At 70.0% G+C, this 21,402-nt stretch carries 17 protein-coding genes; 8 read left to right on the top strand and 9 right to left on the bottom strand.

Annotation, left to right across the window (positions count from 1 at the left end; translation table 11 throughout):
- Positions 1-163: 163 nt before the first annotated feature.
- A complete protein-coding gene (locus LUX31_RS09730) occupies positions 164-1,030 on the top strand; it encodes a S1 family peptidase (RefSeq protein ID WP_235474388.1) in 867 nt (288 codons plus the stop codon).
- A gap of 182 nt (positions 1,031-1,212) precedes the next feature.
- On the opposite strand, the gene LUX31_RS09725 is transcribed toward LUX31_RS09730, so the two are convergent.
- Positions 1,213-1,443 carry a DUF7455 domain-containing protein gene (locus LUX31_RS09725; RefSeq protein ID WP_055532400.1) on the bottom strand — a complete coding sequence of 77 codons (231 nt, stop codon included), beginning with the start codon at positions 1,441-1,443 and terminating at the stop codon, positions 1,213-1,215.
- Positions 1,444-1,894: 451 nt separating this feature from the next.
- On the opposite strand from LUX31_RS09725, the gene LUX31_RS09720 reads away from it, so the two are divergent.
- From LUX31_RS09720 to LUX31_RS09710, 3 genes are all read left to right on the top strand, one after another.
- Positions 1,895-4,015, top strand: a complete 2,121-nt coding sequence (locus LUX31_RS09720) for a DNA gyrase/topoisomerase IV subunit B (RefSeq protein WP_235474387.1) — start codon at positions 1,895-1,897, stop codon at positions 4,013-4,015.
- A gap of 137 nt (positions 4,016-4,152) precedes the next feature.
- The gene (locus tag LUX31_RS09715; RefSeq protein WP_235474386.1) at positions 4,153-4,719 is read left to right on the top strand and encodes a DUF485 domain-containing protein; all 567 of its coding nucleotides are present in this window, start codon (positions 4,153-4,155) and stop codon (positions 4,717-4,719) included.
- Complete coding sequence (locus tag LUX31_RS09710; RefSeq protein ID WP_235474385.1) at positions 4,716-6,308, top strand: solute symporter family protein; 1,593 nt, start codon at positions 4,716-4,718, stop codon at positions 6,306-6,308. The genes LUX31_RS09715 and LUX31_RS09710 overlap by 4 nt, the downstream gene beginning before the upstream one ends.
- Before the next feature lie 67 nt (positions 6,309-6,375).
- Here the strand turns inward: LUX31_RS09710 and LUX31_RS09705 are convergent, their stop codons facing one another.
- The 5 genes from LUX31_RS09705 to LUX31_RS09685 all read right to left on the bottom strand — a co-directional run bounded on the left by LUX31_RS09705 (position 6,376) and on the right by LUX31_RS09685 (position 11,973).
- Positions 6,376-7,068, bottom strand: a complete 693-nt coding sequence (locus LUX31_RS09705) for a response regulator (RefSeq protein ID WP_235474384.1) — start codon at positions 7,066-7,068, stop codon at positions 6,376-6,378.
- A gap of 100 nt (positions 7,069-7,168) precedes the next feature.
- A complete protein-coding gene (locus LUX31_RS09700) occupies positions 7,169-7,849 on the bottom strand; it encodes a response regulator (protein WP_235474383.1) in 681 nt (226 codons plus the stop codon).
- Positions 7,846-9,552, bottom strand: a complete 1,707-nt coding sequence (locus LUX31_RS09695; protein ID WP_235474382.1) for an ATP-binding protein — start codon at positions 9,550-9,552, stop codon at positions 7,846-7,848. The genes LUX31_RS09700 and LUX31_RS09695 overlap by 4 nt, the downstream gene beginning before the upstream one ends.
- 120 nt (positions 9,553-9,672) lie before the next feature.
- Entirely contained in the window at positions 9,673-10,611 is a 939-nt protein-coding gene (locus LUX31_RS09690) for a sucrase ferredoxin (RefSeq protein ID WP_235474381.1), read from the bottom strand.
- 105 nt (positions 10,612-10,716) lie between these two features.
- The gene (locus LUX31_RS09685) at positions 10,717-11,973 is read right to left on the bottom strand and encodes a citrate synthase family protein (protein ID WP_235474380.1); all 1,257 of its coding nucleotides are present in this window, start codon (positions 11,971-11,973) and stop codon (positions 10,717-10,719) included.
- 98 nt (positions 11,974-12,071) lie between these two features.
- Here LUX31_RS09685 and LUX31_RS09680 point away from each other — a divergent pair, with 98 nt between their 5' ends.
- Positions 12,072-13,247: a citrate synthase/methylcitrate synthase gene (locus LUX31_RS09680; protein WP_235474379.1), complete on the top strand. Its 1,176-nt coding sequence runs from the start codon at positions 12,072-12,074 to the stop codon at positions 13,245-13,247.
- Between the two features lie 55 nt (positions 13,248-13,302).
- On the opposite strand, the gene LUX31_RS09675 is transcribed toward LUX31_RS09680, so the two are convergent.
- Positions 13,303-13,542, bottom strand: coding sequence for a hypothetical protein (locus tag LUX31_RS09675; protein WP_235474378.1), 240 nt, complete (start codon positions 13,540-13,542; stop codon positions 13,303-13,305).
- A gap of 224 nt (positions 13,543-13,766) precedes the next feature.
- Positions 13,767-14,330 carry a DUF6082 family protein gene (locus LUX31_RS09670; protein ID WP_235474377.1) on the bottom strand — a complete coding sequence of 188 codons (564 nt, stop codon included), beginning with the start codon at positions 14,328-14,330 and terminating at the stop codon, positions 13,767-13,769.
- 320 nt (positions 14,331-14,650) lie between these two features.
- On the opposite strand from LUX31_RS09670, the gene LUX31_RS09665 reads away from it, so the two are divergent.
- Positions 14,651-15,748 (top strand): CobW family GTP-binding protein, encoded by a 1,098-nt coding sequence (locus LUX31_RS09665; RefSeq protein ID WP_235474376.1) that lies wholly within the window; start codon positions 14,651-14,653, stop codon positions 15,746-15,748.
- 1 nt (position 15,749) lies between these two features.
- Here LUX31_RS09665 and LUX31_RS09660 read toward each other — a convergent pair whose 3' ends face one another.
- Complete coding sequence (locus LUX31_RS09660; protein ID WP_235474375.1) at positions 15,750-18,206, bottom strand: DNA gyrase/topoisomerase IV subunit A; 2,457 nt, start codon at positions 18,204-18,206, stop codon at positions 15,750-15,752.
- A gap of 304 nt (positions 18,207-18,510) precedes the next feature.
- Here LUX31_RS09660 and LUX31_RS09655 point away from each other — a divergent pair, with 304 nt between their 5' ends.
- Entirely contained in the window at positions 18,511-19,905 is a 1,395-nt protein-coding gene (locus LUX31_RS09655) for a M16 family metallopeptidase (RefSeq protein ID WP_235474374.1), read from the top strand.
- Entirely contained in the window at positions 19,902-21,290 is a 1,389-nt protein-coding gene (locus LUX31_RS09650; RefSeq protein ID WP_235474373.1) for a M16 family metallopeptidase, read from the top strand. The genes LUX31_RS09655 and LUX31_RS09650 overlap by 4 nt, the downstream gene beginning before the upstream one ends.
- Positions 21,291-21,402: the final 112 nt, after the last annotated feature.

The raw sequence follows: 21,402 nt of genomic DNA, 5'->3' as shown, positions 1-21,402 counted from the left end.
TCCGGACGCGGGTCGTCGCACCGGCGTGCGGGGAGTGCGGCCCGGCGCGTGCGGAGCGCGGGCTTCAGCCGACGGCGTCCCTCTTTCGTGGCCCGCGCGTGCGGGGCGGGGCGGGTTGGATCACTCTGGGTTTCTCGTGATCATCCCAGAGTGAGGAGCGCGCATGCGTCGTCCCATTGTCCGGGCCCTGTCCCGGGCGCTGACCCGGTCGCTGGTCCTGGCGGCCTCGGCGGGCGTGATACCGCTGGCGTCAGCCGCCCCTGTCGCCGCCGACAGCGTTGTCGTCGGCGGATTCCCGGTCGACGTGTCCGAGGGCCCGTGGACGGTGGCCCTGTCCAGCCGTGACCGGTTCGGGGGTACGCGGGCCGGACAGTTCTGCGGCGGCGTGGCCGTCGGCCGGACCACCGTACTGACGGCGGCCCACTGCATGGGCGCGGACGTCCTCGGGGGGCCGCCCGACCGCGTTCAGGACCTGAAGGTCATCACCGGGCGTACCGAACTCACGTCGGCTCAGGGCAAGGAGATCGCGGTCCGCGACACCTGGGTCAACCCGGGCTACGACAAGACCAGCAACGCCGGGGACTTCGCCGTGCTCACCCTCGCCGAGGCGCTCCCGCAGACCTCGGTCATCGGGATGGCGGCTGCTGGTGACCCGGCCTACGAGCCCGGGACGAACGCCACGGTCTACGGCTGGGGCGACATCACGGGCGGCGCTGACTACGCGCGCGGTCTGCGGGCCGCACGCGTGCATGTGCTCGCCGACGCACTCTGTGAGCGGGCCTATCCGGGCAGCGCCGACGGCACCTACAAGGCCGACAGCATGGTGTGTGCCGGCGAGGCCGCAGGGGGGCCGGACGCCTGTCAGGGGGACAGCGGAGGGCCGCTGGTCGCCCAGGGGCGGCTGGTCGGGCTGGTGTCCTGGGGCAGCGGCTGCGGACGGCCCGGGAGCCCGGGCGTCTACACGCGGGTCTCCGACGTCGTACGGACGATGGGGTGGAACACCGCCACCACTGCCGGTGGCGGCGCCTGAGGCCCCGTGGGCGGCGGCCTGAGGGGTCTCTTGGGGCGCGGCTGGGGCGCGACGACGCTGTAACGGTCGTCTCGCGGTCCGTGAGCGAGCTTGCGTGAAGCGGGCGGCCACTCCTGGGTGCAGGAGTGGCCGCCCGGATCAACCGGCCTGGGCCGGAGCTGGCTCGTCGTCGAAGCGCAGTATCAGCGTTCTTCTTCGTTGGAGCTGGCCGGAACGGTCGTCAGGCGCTCCGTCTCGTCCTGTATCTCAGCGGCGATCTTCTTGAGTTCCGGCTCGAACTTGCGGCCGTGGTGGGCGCAGAAGAGCAGTTCTCCGCCGCTCGCCAAGACAACGCGAAGGTATGCCTGGGCGCCGCAGCGGTCGCAGCGATCAGCGGCCGTCAGCGGGCTCGCGGGGGTCAGAACAGTAGTCACGTCGCCTCTTCTCTAGCTCGACGAGCTGTCGTACCAGGGTCAACATCCAACCAGGCCGAAAACGTTCCCGCTCGCGGCTCTTCCTCGAAAAAAATCTTTTCGAAGCGGCTGTCAGCTGCCGGTTGGCGGCGAATGTGCCGTATTGCGTGTCTTCGTGTCTGTACGGGTTCGCGCTGTCTGTCGTCTGTCGGTGTGTGGGTCCCCCGGCTGGGTTGCCGGTTGTTCATGAGGACGTGCCCGGAGCCTAAATGGTTCATGCCTGGAAGGGAACGTGATATGTACTTCACTCCATCGAGGGATCGAACAAGCATGCGACGCTGGAATAGTGTGAGTTCATGACGAGGGTGGCGTTACATCGGCTCTACCAGGCCTCGGTACCCTCTGAGCGGCAACCGAAGCCGGGCCCTTACCCATCAGGGCACCAATTGAAATTCAGCGAGGAGCGAACCGCGTGACCGCCGATACGTCCGTGCCGTCCACAGCGTTGCTGGCAGGAGCAGACCGGGACGGTTCCAACTACACCGCGCGGCACCTGCTCGTCCTTGAGGGGCTCGAAGCCGTGCGCAAGCGCCCGGGCATGTACATCGGGTCGACGGACAGCCGCGGCCTGATGCACTGCCTCTGGGAGATCATCGACAACTCCGTGGACGAGGCCCTCGGGGGCTACTGCGACCACATCGACGTCATCCTCCACGACGACGGCTCCGTCGAGGTGCGGGACAACGGCCGGGGCATCCCCGTCGACGTCGAACCCAAGACCGGCCTCTCCGGTGTCGAGGTCGTCATGACCAAGCTGCACGCCGGCGGCAAGTTCGGCGGTGGCTCGTACGCCGCCTCCGGCGGTCTGCACGGCGTGGGCGCCTCCGTGGTGAACGCGCTCTCGGCGCGCCTGGACGTCGAGGTCGACCGGGTCGGGAGCACCCACGCGATCAGCTTCCGGCGCGGTGTGCCCGGCTCCTTCGCCGAGATCGGCCCCGACGCCAAGTTCGAGACGGGCGGCCTGCGCAAGACCAAGCGGATCCCCAAGACCCGCACCGGCACGCGCGTGCGCTACTGGGCCGACCGACAGATCTTCCTCAAGGACGCCAAGCTCTCCCTGGAGAACCTCCACCAGCGCGCTCGGCAGACCGCGTTTCTGGTGCCGGGCCTCACCATCGTCGTCCGTGACGAGTTCGGGCTCGGCGAGGGCGGCAGCAAGGGCGAGGAGTCCTTCCGCTTCGACGGCGGCATCAGCGAGTTCTGCGAGTACCTGGCCTCCGACAAGCCGGTCTGCGACGTCCTCCGCTTCTCCGGGCAGGGCACCTTCAAGGAGACGGTCCCGGTCCTGGACGACCACGGCCAGATGACCCCCACCGAGGTCACCCGCGAGCTGGGTGTCGACGTGGCGCTGCGCTGGGGCACGGGCTACGACGTGACCCTGAAGTCGTTCGTGAACATCATCGCCACCCCCAAGGGCGGCACCCATGTCGCGGGCTTCGAACAGGCCGTCGCGAAGACGATGAACGAGGTGCTGCGCACCAAGAAGCTGCTGCGCGTCGCCGAGGACGACATCGTCAAGGACGACGCCCTGGAGGGCCTCACCGCGGTCGTCACCGTGCGTCTCGCCGAACCGCAGTTCGAGGGCCAGACCAAGGAGGTGCTCGGTACCTCGGCGGCCCGCCGTATCGTGACGAACGTGGTGTCCAAGGAGCTCAAGGACTTCCTGACCACCACCAAGCGGGACGCCGCCGCGCAGGCCCGCGTCGTCATGGAGAAGGCCGTCGCAGCCGCTCGTACGCGCATCGCTGCCCGCCAGCACAAGGACGCGCAGCGCCGGAAGACGGCCCTGGAGTCCTCCTCGCTGCCCGCGAAGCTCGCCGACTGCCGCAGTGACGACGTCGAGCGCAGTGAGCTGTTCATCGTGGAGGGCGACTCCGCGCTCGGTACGGCCAAGCTCGCCCGGAACTCCGAGTTCCAGGCCCTGCTGCCGATCCGGGGCAAGATCCTCAACGTCCAGAAGTCGTCCGTGACCGACATGCTGAAGAACGCCGAGTGCGGCGCGATCATCCAGGTCATAGGGGCCGGATCCGGTCGTACGTTCGACATCGACGCGGCCCGCTACGGCAAGATCATCATGATGACCGACGCCGACGTCGACGGCTCCCACATCCGCACCCTGCTGCTGACGCTGTTCCACCGCTACATGCGGCCCATGGTCGAAGCGGGCCGGGTGTTCGCCGCGGTGCCGCCGTTGCACCGGGTCGAACTCGTCCAGCCGAAGAAGGGCCAGGACAAGTACGTCTACACGTACTCGGACCGTGAGCTGCGCGAGAAGCTGCTGGAGTTCCAGAGCAAGGGCGTCCGCTACAAGGACTCGATCCAGCGCTACAAGGGTCTCGGTGAGATGGACGCCGACCAGCTGGCAGAGACCACCATGGATCCCCGCCACCGCACCCTGCGCCGGATCAACCTGTCCGACCTGGACTCCGCCGAGCAGGTCTTCGACCTCCTGATGGGCAACGACGTCGCTCCGCGCAAGGAGTTCATCTCCAGCTCGGCGGCGACGCTGGACAGGTCCCGGATCGACGCGTGACCGCGGTGGGTCGGGTGTACACCCCGGGGCGTGCGCCCGACCCACCTCGAACCGATCTCACGGGATGAATCACCTAATGGGGTGAAGCCCATGGAGAAGAAGAGTCGGGGATCTTCCCGTTCTGTCCATCCTTGGGCATGCAGTCAAGCACCGGCCGTCCGCGCAGACGCGGGGGCGGCCCTGAGAGTTCGGCCGAGACCCACGCACGTCGTGACGTCGTCCCCACCCACGCGGGGGTGAGCGGGGACACGCGGTTCGAGGACCCCTGGTACGACGCGCTCGCCTCCGGCTGGGGCGAGTTGGACGGCACGGGCGCGCCCGCCACCGTCGTCCCGCCCGCGCGCCGGGAACAGGAGCGCCGGGGCGGCGGCGCGGCCGACGTCTATCTGGAGGTGCAGCGCAGCGCGGCCTTCCAGGAGGTGCGAGGCCGGTACCGGAGGTTCGTGATCCCCGGTGTCGCCGTCTTCTTCTCCTGGTACGTCGGCTATGTCGTGACGGCGACCATGGCACCCGGATTCATGGCCCGGCCCGTGGCGGGCGCGGTGAACGTGGCGATGCTGGCGGGACTCGGACAGTTCCTCACGACGTTCCTGTTCACCTGGGCGTACGCCCGCCACGCACGGCTGCGCAGGGACCGGGCCGCGCTCGATCTGCGCTGGGACACCCAGGAACTGACGCGGGGCCTCAGGGGCGGTGGATCGTGACAGGTGATCACCAGATGCTGGCGTTGGTGCTGTTCAGCGCGTTCGTCGCCGTCACCCTGGCCATCACCACCTGGGTGAGCCGGCACCGGCAGGGTTCGGCGGAGGAGTTCTACGCGGGCGGTCGGCTGTTCTCCCCGATGGAGAATGGTTTTGCCATCGCGGGCGACTACATGTCGGCCGCCTCCTTCCTCGGCATCTCCGGCCTCATCGCCCTCTTCGGCTACGACGGACTGCTGTACTCGGTGGGCTTCCTGGTGGCCTGGCTCGTCGTGCTGTTCCTCGTTGCCGAACTGGTGCGCAACTGCGGGCGGTTCACCCTGGCCGACGTCGTCGCCTCGCGGATGCGGGAGCGACCTGTACGGATCGCGGCGGGAACTTCTTCGGTCACCGTGTCCGTTCTGTATTTGGTGGCGCAAATGGTCGGGGCGGGCAGCCTGGTCGCGCTGCTGCTGGGCGGGACGAGCGAGGCGGCGCAGTCCTGGACGGTCATCGCGGTCGGCGCGCTCATGGTGATCTATGTGTCGTTGGGAGGGATGCGGGCCACTACGTGGATCCAGATCGTCAAGGCGGTCCTGCTGATGGGCGGGGCGGTCGCGCTGACCGTGCTGGTGCTGGTGCGGTTCCACGGCGACTTCGACCAGCTGCTGCGCACGGCGGCCGATCGCAGCGGTCACGGTGACGCGTTCCTCGCCCCCGGGCTGAGGTACGGCGGTGACTGGACCTCGCGTTTCGACTTCATCAGCCTGGGGCTGGCACTCGTCCTGGGTACGGCCGGGCTGCCGCACATCCTGTCCCGCTTCTACACCGTGCCGACCGCCCGTGCTGCCCGCCGTTCGGTCGTCTGGTCGATCGGGCTCATCGGCGGTTTCTATCTGATGACGATCGTCCTCGGCTTCGGTGCGGCGGCGATCGTGGGACCCGAGGCGGTCCGCGGGTCGAACGCCGCCGGGAACACGGCGGTGCCACTGCTGGCCCTCGACCTGGGCGGTGGCGCTGACTCCACAGGCGGAACGGTTCTGTTCGCGATCGTCGCCGCCATCGCCTTCGCAACGATTCTCGCGGTGGTCGCCGGCATCACGCTCGCCTCCTCGGCGTCCGTCGCCCACGACCTGTACTCGTCGCTGCGTCGCCCGCGTGCCAAGCCCCACAGCGAGGTGGCCGTGGCACGCACCGCCGCGGTCGGCATCGGTGTGGTCGCGATCGCCCTCGGCCTGCTCGCCCGCGACCTGAACGTCGCCTTCCTGGTGGGCCTCGCCTTCGCGGTCGCGGCGTCCGCGAATCTGCCGGTGCTGCTCTACTCGCTGTTCTGGGGCGGCTTCACGACCCGGGGCGCGGTGTGGTCGGTGTACGGGGGGCTGGTTCCGTCGGTCGTCCTCGTGCTGCTGTCGCCCGTGGTGTCGGGCAGCCCCGAATCGCTGTTCCCCGGCGTGGACTTCCAGTACTTCCCGCTGCAGAACCCGGGGCTCGTCTCGATCCCGCTGGGATTCCTCGCGGGCTGGCTCGGCACGGTCACCTCCGCGGAGGAGCCGGACGCGGCCAAGCACGCGGAGACCGAGGTGCGGTCGCTCACGGGGGCGGGGGCTGTTTAGCGGGCGGCCATTTCACGGTCGTACGACTTCCTCACTGTCGTACGACAGTGAAGAGCGGGCGAGCCGCTCAGGGGGCCACCCATGCGTACCGGTGTTCGGGGCGGCCCGTGTCGCCGTACTTGAGGGAGAGGCGGAGGCGGCCCGCCTGTTCCAGGTGGCGGAGGTAGCGCTGGGCCGTGGAGCGGCTCAGGCCCGTCTCGGCGGCCACCTCGTGGGCCGAGAGGGCGTGGCCGGCGCGGTGGAGCACGCCGCAGATGAGGTCCGTGGTCGGTTCCGAGTGGCCGCTCGGCAGGCCGGGGGAGGCGGGAGCGGGCGGGGTGCGCAGGGCGCCGAAGATCTGGTCGACCTGCTCCTGGCAGGTGTGGTTCCGGTCGCCGACGTGGTCGACGGTGCGGCGCAGGGCGGCGTAGGACTCCAGGCGGGTGCGCAGCGCGGTGAAGGTGAACGGCTTGACCAGGTAGTGCAGGGCGCCCAGGCGCATCGCGGTCTGTACGGTCACCACGTCACTCGCCCCGGTGATCATGATGACATCGGTGCAGTGGCCCTGTTCCCGCATGAGGTGGACCAGTTCGAGTCCCGTCCGGTCGGGCAGGTAGTGGTCGAGCAGGACCAGGTCGATGGTGCCGCGCTGTACGGCGGCCAGGGCCTCGGCAGCGTTGTGGGCGCGGGCGGCGACTCTGAATCCGGGGACCTTCTCCACGTACTTGGTGTTGATCTCCGCGACTCGGAGGTCGTCGTCCACCACCAGGACGTCAATCATCGGACCACTCTTGCAAGCAGAGGAGCGGTTTGCGCCCAGAAGGCGGATGTTGTGGCATGCGCCACATCTGTGGTCCTCCGCTGTCGGTTCTCCGGGTTCCTCAGGGGCGGGTCGCCCACACGTAACGGTGTTCGGGGCGGCCCGCGTCGCCGTACTTGAGGGTCAGTCTGGCTCGTCCCGTGCGCTCCAGGAGCTTCAGATAGCGCTGGGCGGTCTGTCGGCTCACCCCTGTCCGTTCGGCGATCTCCTGGGCGGACAGGGGGCCTTCGGCGTTCACCAGGGCGCGGCGCACGAGTTCCGCGGTGGTGGGGGAGTGCCCCTTGGGCAGTTCGGGCTCGGGGCCGGAGGACAAGGCGCCGAAGATCCGGTCCACCTCGGCCTGTTCGGCCTCGCCGCCGCCGTCGAGGGTGCGGCGCAGTTCCGCGTATGCCTCCAGCTTGGAACGCAGTCCCGCGAAGGCGAACGGCTTGACCAGGTACTGCAGCGCCCCCTGCCGCATCGCCGCCTGCACGGTCGACACGTCACGGGCCGCCGTCACCATGATCACGTCGGTCTCGTGGCCGCGTCGGCGCATCTCCTGGACGACCGAGAGGCCCGTGTCGTCCGGCAGGTAGTGGTCCATCAGGACGAGGTCCAGCTGCGGCAGCGCCTCCAGTTGCCGCAGTGCCTCGGCCGCGCTGTGCGCCTCTCCCGCGACATGGAAACCGGGCACCTTCTCCACATAGGCGGCGTTGACGCGCGCCACCCGGATGTCGTCGTCCACTACCAGGACCTCGATCATCTCGACTCCTCCTCAGCAGCGGGGGCGGTGGTGGCGGCCGGCTCCAGGGGCCGTCCCGTGTCCGGGAACCGCACTTGTTCCGGCGCCGGGTCCGGCTCCGCGAGTGCCTCCGGCAGGACGACGGTGAACTCCGCGCCCCCGCCCTCGGCGTCGGCCACGCGCGCGCTGCCGCCCTGCCGCTCCGCGAGGCGACGTACCAGGGGGAGCCCGATTCCGCGCTTGCCGTGCGCCGGGGGCTTCTTCGTGGACCACCCCTCCGTGAAGATCAACTCACGCTGTTCCGCCGGGATTCCGGGCCCGGTGTCCCGCACTCTGAGGACCGCGGTACGGCCCTCCGCGCGCAGTTCGACCTCCACGCGCGCGTGCGGAGTGCCGGCGACGGCGTCCAGCGCGTTGTCGACCAGGTTGCCGACGACCGTGACCAGCTCCCGGGGGTCGATCAGCCGGTTCGGGAGCAGCGTCCGGTCCGAGACCCACAGGGCGACCCCGCGCTCCGCCGCCACGGTGGCCTTGCCGACCAGCAGCGCGGCGAGCAGCGGATCGCGGATCTTCTCGGCGACTTGCTCCGCGGTGGCCCGGTGGTCGCCGACCACCTCACCGACGAACTCCACGGCGTCGTCGTACATCTCCAGTTCGAGCAGTCCCAGCAGGGTGTGCATGCGGTTGGCGTGTTCGTGGTCCTGGGCGCGCAGGGCGTCGAGCAGACCGTGCGTGGAGTCCAGTTCGCGGCCGAGCTGCTCCAGCTCGGTGCGGTCGCGCAGGGTGGCGACGGCGCCCCCGTCGTCGGTGGGCATGCGGTTGGCGACCAGGACACGCTGGCCGCGCACGGTGAGCAGGTCGGTGCCGGTCACCCGGCCGGCCAGCACATCGGTCGTACGTCCGGCGCCGAGCGCCTTGTCCAGGGAGCGGCCGACGGCCTCCTCGCCGATGCCCAGCAGGCGCTGCGCCTCGTCGTTGAGGAGCCGTACGCGGCCCGCGCGGTCCAGGGCGACGACACCCTCGCGGATGCCGTGCAGCACGGCCTCACGTTCCGCGAGCAGCGCCGCGATGTCCGAGAAGGCCAGGTCCCGGGTCTGCCGGTGCACCCTCCGGGAGATCACCCAGGCGGCCAGGGCACCCACGGCCATGGCGCCGCCCGCGTACGCGAACAGTCCCGGGATCGCGTGGATCAGCCGGGCGCGCACACTGTCGTACTCGATGCCGACCGAGACCGCCCCGACGATCCTGCCGTCGGTGTCGCGCAGCGGCACCTTGCCCCGGGCCGAGCGGCCCAGGGTGCCGCTGTCGATCTCCATGACCTCCTTGCCGGCCAGGGCCTCGCGGGGGTCGGTGGAGACGACCTTGCCGATCTCCGCCGGGTCCGTGTGCGACCAGCGCACGCCCCGCATGTCCATCACCACGACGTACTCGGCCCCGCTGGCCTTCCGGATCCGCTCCGCCTCGGTCTGCACCGGCCCGTCGACCGACGGCTCGCTTCCCTGCAGATCCTCGGCGATCTGCGGCTGGGCCGCTGTGGTCTGCGCGATCGCCAGCGCCCTGCGCATCGCCTGGTCGTCCAGCTGATCACTGAGCGGTGCGAGGAACAGCCCGGTCGCGAGCACCGCGACTCCCGCGGCGATCGCCACCTGCATCAGCAGCACCTGCGAGAACATCCGCCGCGGCAGACCGAGGCGCAGGCGGCGTACGGGGGGAGTGGGGCTCATACCCATGAAGGTACGGGGACGAGTGGGTTGTGCCGTAGTGGGATGTGACGTGGATCCCTTGATCAGTACGTGTACGGGGTGCTTGACGGGTGGACGACGGCTGTCCTCTACGTTGCGCGATCAGCGCGTGGGAGCCGTCGGCTCCAGTTCGCGCACCGACACCACATCCATCCGCGCCGGCGAACCCAGCGCCGATCCGCAGCTCTCCGGACGAGGCGGCGCGGAGGCGCTCTGGGCGACCTCGACACTCCACCGGCGCCCGTCCGTGTGCGCGACGGTCACCTTCCAGAGCGGGGCCGAGCCGTCCGTCCGTACGACGCTCAGCGCGTCCGCCGTGTCCTCGCGCGCAGCCGAGCGGACGGCGAGTTCCGCGGCCTGTCCGGGCCGCTCCCAGGCGGAGCCGCCGCGGCAGCCCTCCACGACGACCCGCCCTTCGCGCACGCCCTGGAGGATCTCCTTGACGTGCGGTGCCTGGGCGCGGCCGTAGGCGTAGCCGTACGGCAGGACGAGCAGCGTCGGCGAAAAACGGTGTCCGCCGAGGTGCGTGACCTCCCAGGCGCCCTCGACGCCGGAGGCGGCCAGTTCGGCCGCGAGGGGACGGCCGAGCAGCGCGCAGCAGCGGTCGCGCTTGCCGTTGGTGCAGACGAGCGCGAGGGGATCGCCGGTGTGCGGCCGCCCCTGGAGCGCGGCGTCGAAGGATCGCGGGTCACCCTTGCCGAGCGCGGCGAAGTCGAGGCCGAGCAGTTCCTCGGGGGTGCGGGTCGTGGCGCCGTGCAGCCAGGCGCTTCCGGGCGTGGTGTGGGCCGCGTACACCTGCCGTACGGCGGGCGTCCCGAAGTCGGCGTGGCGGCCGGGGCGGCGGATCAGCGCGATCCGTACGCCGGTGCCCTCCGCGGCCTTCTCCAGGGCGCGGCCGAGCGCGGGGTCCAGGTGGCTCATGGTGAGCGCCTGGGCACCCCAGGGGCCGGGCTGCTCCAGCAGCAGCCACGTCCTCGCGGTCGCCGCGGTTCCCGCGATGGGCTCGTCGAGGTCCCGGGAGACGGTCGCGCACCTACTCACAGAGGTGAGCCTAACCTGACTTGGAGCGGGATGACTTCCAGCCGCGCGGAACGGGTGGTTCAGGGGGGTTGGGGGTGGTTGGCGGTGGCTCCGGGCGTGGTCGGGCTACTCCGGGAGCGGTTGCGGAGGGCGCTCGCCCACGTAGGTTCCGGACGGACGCATCCGCAGGGGGCGCTCGTCGTACTCCTCCAGGGCGTGCGCGATCCAGCCCGCCGTACGGGCCACGGCGAAGATCGTCTCGCCTGCCGACGCGCCCATGCCGCAGGCGACCGTGAACACGGCCAGGGCGAGGTCCACGTTGGCGTGCAGCGGGGTGTGGCGGGCGGCGGTGGTCACGATGTCGCGGGCGGCGGCGAGGGCGGGTTCGGCCTGGGGCATCTCCTCAAGGAGGGTGAAGAGGGCACGCGCGCGTGGGTCCTCGCCGGGGTAGATCCGGTGGCCGAGCCCGGGGACGCGGCGGCCCACACGCAGCTCGTCCGCGACCACGGGAGCCGCGTCGCCCTCTTCGAGCACGGCCAGGAGCATCTTGTGGGCCAGGCCGCTGGCGGCGCCGTGCAGCGGGCCCTCGAGGACGCCGAGGCCGGCCGAGACGGCCGCGTAGGGGTGCGCGCGGGCGGACGCGGCGACGCGTACGGCGAGGGTCGAGGCGGCCAGGTCGTGGTCGACGAGCAGGCCGAGAGCCGTGTCCAGGGTGCGCAGTGATGCCTCGTCGGGGACCCGGAAGGCGAGCCGGGGCCAGAGGCGGTGGGCCAGCGGGCCCTCGTCACGGTGGCCCGGTGAGAGTGTCGGCAGGGCGGCGACGAGGGTGGGGATGAGGGTGCGGGCGGTGCCCAGGACGGTGTCCGCGGAGAGGTCGAAGCGGAGCGGGTCGGCCGCCGCCGCGGCGATCGCGGCGACGCGGAGCCGGTCGACCGGGTCGCTGTGCTCGGGCAGCGCGTTGACGGAGCGGCGGGCGGCGGCGACGGAGGCCTTGGGGGCGGTGAAGGTGACCCCGGGGCGCAGGGTGCCGGTCCACAGCCACTCGGCGACCTCTTCGTAGGAGTGACGCGCGGCCAGTTCGGCGGCGTCGACGCCCCGGAAGTAGTACCGGTCCTTGTCGATGAGGGTGAGCCGGGTCCGTACCGACAGCTCACCGCCGGAGCCCGAACTCGCGGCGCTTTCCCGCTTGTTGCGGCGGGCGAGCGCCTCCACCTCCTTGGCGTCGAAGGTGCTGCCGCGGCCACTGGGATCGCGACGGCTGCTGAGCTGACCGCGGCTCACGTACGCGTACACAGTCTCGGGCTTCACGCCGAGCAACTCGGCGGTCTCCTTGGTGCTCAGCCGCCGGCCGGTGTGGTCGGGGGCGGGGTCTTGATCGCGCATGAGGGTCACCGTATCCGTATGGACTGAGCATTGATTCAATCAATATTGACATCGTTTCAGTCAATCATGGACAGTCGAATCAAGTTCAGGGAGGAACCATGCCGATCAACCAGGCCGCTGCAGTGGCGACCACCGCTGTCGACGTACCGCGAGGGCTCGCGGGCGTCGTCGTCACCGACACCCGAATTGGTGACGTCCGGGGGCGTGAGGGCTTTTACCACTACCGCCAGTACTCCGCCGTCGAACTCGCGCAGACCCGCGGCTTCGAGGACGTCTGGCACCTCCTGGTCCACGGCGATCTGCCGGACGGGGACCGTCTCGCCGCCTTCACCGCCGAGACCGCGGCGCTGCGGCGGCTGCCCGACGAGGTACGGGCGGCGCTGCCCGCGATCGCGGCGGCGAGTGGCCGGTCCGGACCGCTGGCCGGAATGCGTACGGCGCTGTCGCTGCTCGGTGCGGCGAAGGGCTTCCGGCCCGTGTACGACATCGACGCGGAGCAGCGACGGGCGGACGCCCTGGTCGCCTCGGCGGCCGTACCCGCCGTGCTGACGGCGCTGTATCGGCTGGGGCGGGGTCTCGACCCGGTGGAGCCTCGGGACGACCTCCCGTATGCGGCCAACTACCTGTACATGTTGACGGGGTCGGAGCCGGACCCGCTGCACGCCAGGGCGATCGAGCAATACTTGATCTCAACCATTGATCACGGATTCAATGCATCAACATTCACGGCGAGGGTCATCGCGTCGACCGGGGCGGATGTGGCGGCGTCTCTGGTGGGAGCGGTGGGAGCCCTTTCGGGCCCGCTGCACGGCGGTGCCCCGAGCCGTGCGCTGGACACCCTGGACGCGATCGGCACGGCGGACCGCATCGACGGCTGGATCCGCGAACGCGTCCTCGCCGGTGACCGCATCATGGGCTTCGGTCACCCGGTCTACCGCACCGAGGATCCCCGCTCCCGCATGCTCCGGGGCATCGCCGAGCAGTTCGGTGGCCCGCTGGTGGACCTGGCGGTCGAGGTCGAACGGCGGGTGGAGGCGATCCTGGCCGAACTGAAGCCGGGCCGGGAACTGCACACGAACGTCGAGTTCTACGCGGGCGTGGTCATGGAACTGTGCGGTCTGCCACGCGAGATGTTCACGCCGACGTTCGCGGCGGCTCGGGTGGTGGGCTGGAGCGCCAACATCCTGGAACAGGCGGAGGACTCGAAGATCATTCGGCCGGCGGCGCGGTATGTGGGGCCTGTGGCGCCGGTGGCGGTGCCGGCCGTCGCCTGAACGACTGCGACCCGGCGCCGCGTCGAGCGGGCCGGGTCACCTCGTCCGGTCGGTGCTAGAGATCTGGAATGTCGGCCTTGGCGCGAATAAGGGTTTCGCGAGTAATGACTACGATTCTTTCGTAGTCGGCGCGAGACGCATCGGAAGGAAGGTCGGGGTCGAGTGATTCGGTGGCATCGGTGCCGATGACAGCGAAACTTCCGTCGGACAACTCGAAGATATCGGGGCAATTTCCGCCCCCTGTGCTCCCCCGGTCGACAGGAGGCACACCGATCCGACGGACAATCTTGCTCACTGTTGATTTCCTTTTCACGTCTCGCGGGCGGAAAGAAGTCTGCGCACGACTGCTGCGGGACGAAGGCGGCCCTGTGGGGCGTGCGCGTCGAAATCCGGCGGCGTGGGCGACGGTCTTGTGGAGTTGCCCTGCGCGATCACGTGTGAGTCAACCCCAGTGCCGCCTGGGACAACTGGGAACTTGACCCGTTCGTTATGGCCCGTGGGTGTGATTTCTGGCGTGCGCTACTCGTCGGAGCCCGGGGGATCGCCGACCACCCACCACTCGTCGATGTCCGCATCCTCCAGTTGGCGCAGGAGATCGTCGATCATGTGCCCCAACTCGGCCTCGTCCGAATCGCCGGGGATGGTCGCCCGCTGCCCCCGCGTGGCGTACCAGTACTCCCTGAATACGGGGTTCTGGAGGTGACCGCGTAGGTGCCCGAAGAACTCCTCGCGACTCAGGTTGCCGATGCGGTAGTAGAAAAGGGCATTGGTGTACAGGGCGTTGGCGAAGAGGTACTGCTTCCGTTTCTCGGGGGAGGCCGGTATCTCGAAGATGTCCAGCACTTCGGCCAGCTCGGGCCTGTCGATCGCCTTGCTCAGCAGTTCCCAGTGAAGGCGCTGTTGGTGTGCCAGGTTGGTGTGGCGTTGCGTGAGCGCGGACTGTTCCAGGTGGTCGAGCCGCTTGTGCAATGCGTTGAGCGCGTGACGTTGCGCGGCCAGGGTGGCGAGGGAGCCTGCCATCAGGCCGAGGCCCGCTGCCACGGCAGGGCCGAGCCCTCGTATCCCACTCTTCCGTGTGACCATGTCAACCCCCGAATCAGGCGGCCGTCCGCCGGTCGTCGGAATGCGGGTCGACGGAGGGGGACCGGCGAGCGATGGGCGGCGCTTGCCGCCTCCAGAGTGCCGAGCGGCTCTGATCGGCGGGGGAGGCGGAGAGGAGGCGCACGGAAGGAAGCGAGGGTCGCACACTTCGGCGCCATGTCAGACGTGTGCCCCGCGCCGACTGCTAACAATCGTTCACTCAGCGACGATTCCTCCGGCTCGTATCCTGGGGCGGCATTCGTTCCCCGTACGTGCGCGCGGCCGTGAGCCGGTGTGCGCGTCCGCGTGAGAGAGGTCGCAGATTGAGCCAGCCGGGTCCGGGTCCGAGCAGTCACCAGATCCCCGTCATCGTTCTCGCCGGCTTCCTCGGCTCCGGCAAGACCACCCTCCTCAACCACCTCCTGCACCGCAGCGGTGGCAGCCGTATCGGGGCCCTCGTCAATGACTTCGGGGCCATCGAGATCGACGCCATGGCTGTTGCGGGGGCCCTGGGGGACTCCACCGTCTCCCTGGGGAACGGGTGTCTGTGCTGCGCTGTTGATGCGAGTGAACTTGATGTCTATCTTGATCGACTCGCTCAACCCTCGACCCGGATCGACGTCATCGTCATCGAGGCCAGCGGACTCGCCGAGCCGCAGGAACTCGTGCGCATGGTGCTCGCCAGTGAGAATCCCCGGGTCGTGTACGGAGGGCTCGTCGAGGTCGTCGACGCCGTCGAGTTCGACGACACGCGGGCGAGGCATCCCGAGATCGACCGCCATCTCGCCCTCGCCGATCTCGTCGTCGTCAACAAGGTCGGCCAGGTCGCCGACGGCGGCGAGCGGGTCCTGGGCATCGTCCGCGGGCTGGTCGACCGTGCCGCCGTCGTCCCCGCCGACTACGGGCGCGTGGACCCCGAGTTCCTCTTCGACTGCCGGCCGACCGAGGAACGTATCGGGCAGCTGTCCTTCGACGACCTGCACGATCACGGGGAGGACGGGGAGGACGGGGAGGACGGGGAGCAGGGCCACTCCGGGCATCTGCACGCCGCCTACGACAGTCTCTCCTTCAGCTCCTCGACGCCTCTCGACCCGCGTCGGCTCATGGAGTTCCTCGACAGCCGGCCCGCAGGGCTCTACCGCATCAAGGGGTACGTCGACTTCGGGCCGCACGACCCGCGCAACCGGTACGCCGTGCACGCCGTCGGGCCGTTCCTGCGGTTCTATCCCGAGCCCTGGGCCGACGGCGAGGACCGGCTCAGCCGGCTCGTCCTCATCGGGTCCGGCATCGGACTGCCCGCCCTCGGCAAGGAGTTGGAGGCCTGTATGGACGACGCCCCACACGCCGACGAGCACAGTATGTGGGGCGTCCTGAGATACGTACAGGAGCCGAGCCCGGAGGGCTCCGGGGAGAGCGGCTGACCTACAGCGGGCCCGTCACCACGCCCACCGTCTTCGGCAGCGACACGCCCGAGCCGTCGCGGCGCGGGTCCATCTCCGGGAGTTCCGCCGGGGTGCCGTTCTTCTGGGACGCGCGCGCCGGTGCCGGGCCCGCCCAGGCCACGGACAGACAGTCCTCGCCCTTCAGGAACCGCTGGCAGCGGACACCGCCGGTGGCGCGGCCCTTGCGCGGGTACTGGTCGAACGGGGTCAGCTTCGCCGTCGTCTGCACCGAGTCGTCCAGCGTGCCGCGCGAACCCGCGACCGTGAAGACGACCGCGTCCACCGCCGGGTCCACCGCCGTGAACGAGATCACCTTGGCGCCGTCCGTCAGCTTGATGCCGGCCATACCGCCGGCCGGGCGGCCCTGGGGACGGACATGGGCGGCCTGGAAACGCAGCAGTTGGGCGTCGTCCGTGATGAAGACCAGGTCCTCCTCGCCCGTACGCAGCTCGGCGGCGCCGACGATCCGGTCGCCCTCCTTGAGCGTGATGACCTCCAACTCCTCCTTGTTGGAGGGATAGTCGGGGACCACCCGCTTGACGACGCCCTGTTCCGTGCCGATCGCGAGACCCGGGGACGACTCGTCGAGCGTCGTCAGACAGACCACCGTCTCGCCGTCCTCCAGGGACAGGAACTCCGACAGCGGGGCGCCGCCCGAGAGGTTGGGCGCCGCCATCGTGTCGGGGAGCTGGGGCAGGTCGATGACGTTGATGCGCAGCAGGCGGCCGGCCGACGTCACCGCGCCCACCTCACCCCGCGCCGTCGCCGGGACCGCCGAGACGATCAGGTCGTGCTTCGTCCGCCGGCCGTCCTCGTCCGCCGGGAACGGCTCGCCGTTCGCGGTACGCGCCAGCAGGTCCGTAGAGGACAGCAGCACCCGGCACGGGTCGTCGGCCACCTGAAGCGGGACCGCGGCGGCGGTGGCCGCACCGGCCGACTCCAGCAGGACCGTACGCCGGTCGGTGCCGAACTTCTTGGCCACCGAGGCCAGTTCGGTCGAGACCAGCTTGCGTAGTTCCGCGTCCGACTCCAGGATCCGGGTCAGCTCCGCGATCTCGGCGGCCAGCCGGTCCTTCTCGGACTCCAGCTCGATGCGGTCGAACCGGGTCAGCCGGCGCAGCGGGGTGTCCAGGATGTACTGCGTCTGGATCTCGGACAGGCCGAAGCGCTCCATCAGGCGTTCCTTCGCCTGCGCGGAGTTGTCGCTGGAGCGGATCAGCCGGATGACCTCGTCGATGTCCACCAGCGCGGTGAGCAGGCCCTCGACCAGGTGCAGCCGGTCACGGCGCTTGCCGCGACGGAACTCCGAGCGACGCCGCACGACCTCGAAGCGGTGGTCGAGATAGACCTCCAGGAGTTCCTTGAGGCCGAGCGTGAGGGGCTGGCCGTCCACCAGCGCCACGTTGTTGATGCCGAAGGACTCCTCCATCGGCGTCAGCTTGTAGAGCTGTTCCAGGACGGCTTCCGGTACGAAGCCGTTCTTGATCTCGATGACCAGACGCAGGCCGTGGTTGCGGTCGGTGAGGTCCTTGACGTCGGCGATGCCCTGGAGCTTCTTCGCGCCGACCAGGTCCTTGATCTTGGCGATCACCTTCTCCGGGCCGACGGTGAAGGGCAGTTCGGTGACGACCAGGCCCATCCGGCGCGCCGTCACGTTCTCCACCGACACCGTGGCGCGGATCTTGAACGTGCCGCGGCCCGTCTCGTACGCGTCCCTGATGCCGGCGAGGCCGACGATCCGGCCGCCGGTGGGCAGGTCGGGGCCCGGGACGTGCCGCATCAGGGTGTCGAGGTCCGCGTTCGGGTAGCGGATCAGGTGCCGGGCGGCCGAGATGACCTCGCCGAGGTTGTGCGGCGGCATGTTCGTGGCCATACCGACGGCGATGCCCGACGCGCCGTTCACCAGCAGGTTCGGGAAGGCGGCGGGCAGCGCCACCGGTTCCTGCTCCTGGCCGTCGTAGTTCGGCGCGAAGTCGACCGTGTCCTCTTCGATGGACTCCGTCATCAGGGACGTCGCGTCGGCCATCCGGGCCTCGGTGTACCGCATGGCGGCCGGCGGGTCGTCGTTGCCCAGCGAACCGAAGTTGCCGTGGCCGTCGACCAGCGGCACACGCATGGAGAACGGCTGGGCGAGCCGCACCAGGGCGTCGTAGATCGACGAGTCGCCGTGCGGGTGCAGCTTACCCATGACCTCGCCGACGACACGGGCGCACTTCACATAGCCGCGGTCGGGGCGCAGGCCCATCTCGTTCATCTGGTACACGATGCGACGGTGTACGGGTTTGAGGCCGTCGCGGGCGTCGGGCAGGGCTCGGGAGTAGATGACGGAGTACGCGTACTCGAGGAAGGAGCCCTGCATCTCGTCGACGACGTCGATGTCGAGGATCCGCTCCTCGAAGTCGTCGGGCGGCGGGGTCTTCGTGCTGCGGCGGGCCATCGCTGCCGGCTCCTTCTGTTTCCTGGTCGTTCGCTTACGGGGTGCTTGAGTCTGTGACGTGAACAGGATCTGACGCGGACCATTGTGGACTGCCGCACTGACAACGCGGACCAAGGCCCGTCCCTGCGGCGGCGTTGGGCGGTGGGCGCCGTTGCTGAAACGTACCGCCCCGAAGCTGCGGAATCTCGCTGTCGGCGTACGTCCGCCGGGAACTTCGCCAGCACTCCGCACGCTTGCATACAGTGGCAGGACCGGCAGGAAATCAGCGGTTGCAACAACCGCATCCGCGATCGAAGGGACGTACATGCCCATGGGTCACACGGCCACAGCCGAGGCAGGCTCCGGCGGCCTGACAGCGACAGAGCACCGCCTCGCCAACGGGCTGCGCGTGGTGCTCTCCGAGGACCACCTGACCCCGGTCGCGGCGGTGTGCCTCTGGTACGACGTCGGATCACGCCATGAAGTCAAGGGCCGTACGGGCCTGGCTCACCTTTTCGAGCACCTGATGTTCCAGGGCTCGGGCCAGGTGAAGGGCAACGGCCACTTCGAACTGGTCCAGGGCGCGGGCGGCTCGCTCAACGGCACCACCAGCTTCGAGCGCACCAACTACTTCGAGACCATGCCCACCCACCAGCTGGAGCTGGCCCTCTGGCTGGAGGCCGACCGCATGGGCTCGCTGCTCGCGGCCCTCGACGACGAGTCCATGGAGAACCAGCGGGACGTCGTCAAGAACGAACGCCGGCAGCGCTACGACAACGTCCCCTACGGGACGGCGTTCGAGAAGCTCACCGCCCTCGCCTACCCGGAGGGCCACCCCTACCACCACACGCCGATCGGCTCGATGGCGGACCTGGACGCGGCGACCCTGGAGGACGCCCGCGCGTTCTTCCGCACGTACTACGCGCCCAACAACGCCGTCCTGTCGGTCGTCGGGGACATCGACCCCGAGGAGACGCTCGCCTGGGTCGAGAAGTACTTCGGTTCCATCGCCGGGCACGACGGCAAGCCCGAGCCGCGCTCCGGCGCCCTCCCCGACATCATCGGCGAGCAGCTGCGCGAGGTCGTCGTCGAAGAGGTCCCCGCGCGCGCGTTGATGGCCGCCTACCGGCTCCCGGAAGACGGCACGCGCGCGTGCGACGCGGCCGACCTGGCGCTCACCGTCCTCGGCGGCGGCGAGTCCTCCCGCCTCTACAACCGGCTCGTACGGCGGGACCGTACGGCGGTGGCGGCCGGCTTCGGCCTGCTGCGGCTGGCCGGAGCGCCCTCCCTGGGCTGGCTGGACGTGAAGACCTCCGCGGACGTCGAGGTGCCGGTCATCGAGGCCGCCGTCGACGAGGAACTCGCCCGGTTCGCCGCCGAGGGCCCCACGGCCGAGGAAATGGAGCGCGCCCAGGCCCAGTTGGAGCGCGAGTGGCTGGACCGGCTCGGCACGGTCGCGGGCCGCGCCGACGAACTGTGCCGCTTCGCCGTGCTGTTCGGTAACCCGCAGCTCGCGCTGACCGCCGTCCAGCGCGTGCTGGAGGTGACCGCCGAGGAGGTCCAGCAGGCCGCCAAGGACCGACTGCGCCCCGACAACCGCGCGGTGCTCGTCTACGAGCCGGTCCCCGGAGAGACCGCCGAGGACGCGGATCCCCCCGAGGACCCCGAGGCCGAGGCCACGGTCGAAGCCGGCGACAAGGACGAGGAGGCGGCCAAGTGACCGAGCTCACCACGATGAAGTTCCACCCCCAGCCCCAGGCGGGCGAAGCCAGGCCCTGGGCCTTCCCGGCCCCCGGACGCGGCACGCTCGACAACGGCCTGACCGTCCTGCGCTGCCACCGCCCCGGCCAGCAGATCGTCGCCGTCGAGGTGCTCGTCGACGCCCCTCTGGAGGCCGAGCCGGCCGGTCTCGACGGCGTGGCCACGATCATGGCCAGGGCCTTCTCCGAAGGCACCGACAAGCACTCCGCCGAGGAGTTCGCCGCCGAACTGGAGCGCTGCGGCGCCACCCTCGACGCGCACGCCGACCACCCCTGCGTCCGCCTCAGCCTCGAAGTCCCCGTGTCGCGGCTCCCCAAGGCGCTCGGTCTGCTGGCCGACGCCCTCAGGGCACCCGCGTTCGCGGACAGCGAGATCGAGCGGCTGGTGCGCAACCGGCTCGACGAGATCCCGCACGAGACGGCCAACCCGGCCCGCCGCTCCGCCAAGCAGCTCTACAAGGAGCTGTTCCCGGAGACCTCGCGCATGTCCCGGCCGCGCCAGGGCACCGAGGAGACGGTCGCGAAGATCGACTCCGCGGCCGTACGCACCTTCTACGAGAGGCACGTCCGCCCCGCCACGGCCACCGCCGTGGTCGTCGGCGACCTCACCGGCGTCGACCTGGACGCGCTGCTCGGCGAGACCCTGGGGGCCTGGACCGGCTCGACGGCCCAGCCGCGGCCCGTGCCGCCGGTGACCGCCGACGACACCGGCCGGGTCGTCATCGTGGACCGCCCGGGCGCCGTACAGACCCAGCTGCTCATCGGCCGCATCGGCGCCGACCGGCACGACCGTGTCTGGGCCGCCCAGGTCCTCGGCACGTACTGCCTCGGCGGCACCCTCACCTCCCGCCTGGACCGCGTCCTGCGCGAGGAGAAGGGCTACACCTACGGTGTGCGGGCGTTCGGCCAGGTCCTGCGCTCGGCCCCGGACGGCTCGGGCGCCGCGCTGCTCGCCATCAGCGGCTCCGTCGACACACCGAACACCGGTCCCGCCCTGGAGGACCTCTGGAAGGTGCTGCACACGCTCGCTGCCGAGGGGCTCACCGACGCCGAGCGCGATGTCGCGGTGCAGAACCTGGTGGGCGTCGCCCCGCTCAAGTACGAGACGGCGGCGGCCGTGGCGAGCACGCTGGCCGACCAGGTCGAGCAGCACCTGCCCGACGACTACCAGGCCACGCTGTACCGGCAACTCGCCGCCACCGGCACCGTGGAGGCCACCGCGGCGGCCGTGAACGCCTTCCCGGTGGACCGGCTGGTGACGGTCCTCGTCGGTGACGCGGCGACGATCGAGGAGCCCGTCAGGGCCCTCGGCATCGGCGAAGTGACCGTCGTACCCGCCGAGTAGCGGCACCGCGATGCACGACAGGGGCCCGGTGACGGAAGCGTCACCGGGCCCCTCTTGTCCATATTGATGGGCAAGTTGCCCGTATTGATGGAGAGGTTGACTGTCTGACCTG

Source organism: Streptomyces sp. GQFP (assembly GCF_021545335.1).
Classification (GTDB): domain Bacteria; phylum Actinomycetota; class Actinomycetes; order Streptomycetales; family Streptomycetaceae; genus Streptomyces.
Note: the sequence above shows the minus strand (reverse complement) of the source record. Positions and strands in the feature narration are given on the sequence as shown.

Excerpts from the sequence above, each read along its gene's own strand:
- LUX31_RS09695 (WP_235474382.1), bottom strand. The coding sequence starts at position 9,552 with ATGAGCCCCACTCCCCCCGTACGCCGCCTGCGCCTCGGTCTGCCGCGG.
- LUX31_RS09655 (WP_235474374.1), top strand. The coding sequence starts at position 18,511 with ATGCCCATGGGTCACACGGCCACAGCCGAGGCAGGCTCCGGCGGCCTG.
- LUX31_RS09700 (WP_235474383.1), bottom strand. The coding sequence starts at position 7,849 with ATGATCGAGGTCCTGGTAGTGGACGACGACATCCGGGTGGCGCGCGTC.
- LUX31_RS09715 (WP_235474386.1), top strand. The coding sequence starts at position 4,153 with ATGCAGTCAAGCACCGGCCGTCCGCGCAGACGCGGGGGCGGCCCTGAG.
- LUX31_RS09730 (WP_235474388.1), top strand. The coding sequence starts at position 164 with ATGCGTCGTCCCATTGTCCGGGCCCTGTCCCGGGCGCTGACCCGGTCG.
- LUX31_RS09705 (WP_235474384.1), bottom strand. The coding sequence starts at position 7,068 with ATGATTGACGTCCTGGTGGTGGACGACGACCTCCGAGTCGCGGAGATC.
- LUX31_RS09670 (WP_235474377.1), bottom strand. The coding sequence starts at position 14,330 with ATGGTCACACGGAAGAGTGGGATACGAGGGCTCGGCCCTGCCGTGGCA.
- LUX31_RS09680 (WP_235474379.1), top strand. The coding sequence starts at position 12,072 with ATGCCGATCAACCAGGCCGCTGCAGTGGCGACCACCGCTGTCGACGTA.
- LUX31_RS09685 (WP_235474380.1), bottom strand. The coding sequence starts at position 11,973 with ATGCGCGATCAAGACCCCGCCCCCGACCACACCGGCCGGCGGCTGAGC.
- LUX31_RS09660 (WP_235474375.1), bottom strand. The coding sequence starts at position 18,206 with ATGGCCCGCCGCAGCACGAAGACCCCGCCGCCCGACGACTTCGAGGAG.